Origin of the sequence: Demequina lignilytica (genome assembly GCF_030418375.1) — a bacterium.
Classification (GTDB): Bacteria; Actinomycetota; Actinomycetes; order Actinomycetales; family Demequinaceae; genus Demequina; species Demequina lignilytica.
The window spans coordinates 1-2,920 of record NZ_JAUHPZ010000018.1 but is presented as its reverse complement, the minus strand read 5'-3'; the positions used below and the strand labels follow the sequence as shown (position 1 = coordinate 2,920).

The 2,920-nt window shown below is 57.1% G+C and carries 2 rRNA genes; both read left to right on the top strand.

The window, feature by feature from the left end:
- Positions 1–2,669: ribosomal RNA gene (locus QQX13_RS13755) — 23S ribosomal RNA — on the top strand; the annotation flags it as partial.
- Positions 2,670–2,758: 89 nt separating this feature from the next.
- Positions 2,759–2,875: ribosomal RNA gene (gene rrf / locus QQX13_RS13750) — 5S ribosomal RNA — on the top strand.
- The last annotated feature ends 45 nt before the right edge of the window (positions 2,876–2,920 follow it).

Below are 2,920 nucleotides of genomic sequence, written 5' to 3'. Positions count from 1 at the left end.
CAGAGTCATCCCAAGTAGCACGGGGCCCGAGAAATCCCGTGTGAATCAGCCCAGACCACTGGGTAAGCCTAAATACTACCTGCTGACCGATAGCGAATCAGTACCGTGAGGGAAGGGTGAAAAGTACCCCGAGAGGGGAGTGAAATAGTACCTGAAACCGTGTGCTTACAATCCGTCGGAGCCTCCTTAGCTGGGGTGACGGCGTGCCTTTTGAAGAATGAGCCTGCGAGTTAGTGCTCAGTGGCGAGGTTAACCCGTGTGGGGCAGCCGTAGCGAAAGCGAGTCCGAATAGGGCGTTTGAGTCGCTGGGTCTAGACCCGAAGCGAAGTGATCTATCCATGGCCAGGCTGAAGCGCGGGTAAGACCGCGTGGAGGGCCGAACCCACTTGGGTTGAAAACCGAGGGGATGAGCTGTGGATAGGGGTGAAAGGCCAATCAAACTTCGTGATAGCTGGTTCTCCCCGAAATGCATTTAGGTGCAGCGTTGCGTGTTTCTTGCCGGAGGTAGAGCTACTGGATGGCCGATGGGCCCCACCAGGTTACTGACGTCAGCCAAACTCCGAATGCCGGTAAGTGAGAGCGCAGCAGTGAGACTGCGGGGGATAAGCTTCGTAGTCGAGAGGGAAACAGCCCAGAACACCAACTAAGGTCCCTAAGCGTGTACTAAGTGGGAAAGGATGTGGAGTTGCATAGACAACCAGGAGGTTGGCTTAGAAGCAGCCACCCTTGAAAGAGTGCGTAATAGCTCACTGGTCAAGTGATTCCGCGCCGACAATGTAGCGGGGCTCAAGTACACCACCGAAGTTGTGTCATTCACACATCAGCATGGCCTTCGTGGTCCAAGCGTGTGGATGGGTAGGGGAGCGTCGTGTGGCGGGTGAAGCGGCGGAGTGATCCAGCCGTGGACGCCACACGAGTGAGAATGCAGGCATGAGTAGCGAAAGACGGGTGAGAAACCCGTCCGCCGAATGACCAAGGGTTCCAGGGCCAGGTTAATCCGCCCTGGGTAAGTCGGGACCTAAGGCGAGGCCGACAGGCGTAGTCGATGGACAACGGGTTGATATTCCCGTACCGGCGAAGAACCGCCCATGACGAGGCGGACGATGCTAAGTGCCCAAAGCCGGCGAAGCCTTCGGGTGGAGCTCGGTGGCGCGCACGAACCAGATCCGTAGTAGTCAAGCGTATTAACAGGGGTGACGCAGGAAGGTAGCCGAGCGTGGCGATGGTAGTCCACGTCTAAGGGTGTAGGGCGAACGGTAGGCAAATCCGCCGTTCACATGCCTGAGACCCGATGGTGACCACGTATGTGGGAAATCGGTGATCCTATGCTGCCAAGAAAAACCTCGGCGCGAGGTTCTAGCCGCCCGTACCCCAAACCGACTCAGGTGGTCAGGTAGAGAATACTAAGGCGATCGAGAGAATCGTGGTTAAGGAACTCGGCAAAATGCCCCCGTAACTTCGGGAGAAGGGGGGCCTGAGGCGTGAACCACCTTGCGTGGGGAAGCGTTTGAGGGCCGCAGAGACCAGGGAGAAGCGACTGTTTACTAAAAACACAGGTCCGTGCGAAGTCGCAAGACGATGTATACGGACTGACGCCTGCCCGGTGCTGGAAGGTTAAGAGGAGGGGTCAGCCGCAAGGCGAAGCTCCGAATTTAAGCCCCAGTAAACGGCGGTGGTAACTATAACCATCCTAAGGTAGCGAAATTCCTTGTCGGGTAAGTTCCGACCTGCACGAATGGCGTAACGACTTCTCCGCTGTCTCAACCGCGAACTCGGCGAAATTGCACTACGAGTAAAGATGCTCGTTACGCGCAGCAGGACGGAAAGACCCCGGGACCTTTACTATAGCTTGGTATTGGTATTCGGTGTGGTTTGTGTAGGATAGGTGGGAGACCGTGAAGCCGTGACGCCAGTCATGGTGGAGTCGTTGTTGAAATACCACTCTGATCACTCTGGATATCTAACCTCGGTCCGTAATCCGGATCAGGGACAGTGCCTGGTGGGTAGTTTAACTGGGGCGGTTGCCTCCCAAAGAGTAACGGAGGCGCCCAAAGGTTCCCTCAGCCTGGTTGGCAATCAGGTGGCGAGTGCAAGTGTACAAGGGAGCTTGACTGTGAGACTGACAGGTCGAGCAGGGACGAAAGTCGGGACTAGTGACCCGCCGGTGGCATGTGGAAGCGCCGGCGCTCAACGGATAAAAGGTACCCCGGGGATAACAGGCTGATCCTGCCCAAGAGTCCATATCGACGGCATGGTTTGGCACCTCGATGTCGGCTCGTCGCATCCTGGGGCTGGAGTTGGTCCCAAGGGTTGGGCTGTTCGCCCATTAAAGCGGTACGCGAGCTGGGTTTAGAACGTCGTGAGACAGTTCGGTCCCTATCCGCTGCGCGCGCAGGAAACTTGAGAAAGGCTGCCCCTAGTACGAGAGGACCGGGGTGGACCAACCTCTGGTGTGCCAGTTGTTCCGCCAGGAGCACGGCTGGTTGGCTACGTTGGGAAGGGATAACCGCTGAAAGCATCTAAGCGGGAAGCCTGTTTCAAGATGAGGTTTCCACGGACTTCGGTCCGGAAGGCCCCCTACAGACCATGGGGTTGATAGGCCGGATGTGGAAGAGAGGACTAACGACTCTTGAAGCTGACCGGTACTAATAGGCCGACAACTTGACTTACATTCAAGTTACACAAGATTTGCTACGCGTCCACTGTGCGGTTCCCGAACTACGGTCAGGAAACCGCAAAACCGATAGTTCCATAGAGTCGCCGCAGCCATAGCGAGAGGGAAACGCCCGGTCCCATTCCGAACCCGGAAGCTAAGCCTCTCAGCGCCGATGGTACTGCACTCGCCAGGGTGTGGGAGAGTAGGACGCTGCGGCACACCCCTTCACGAAAGCCCCCCGCACACGCGGGGGGCTTTCGTCGT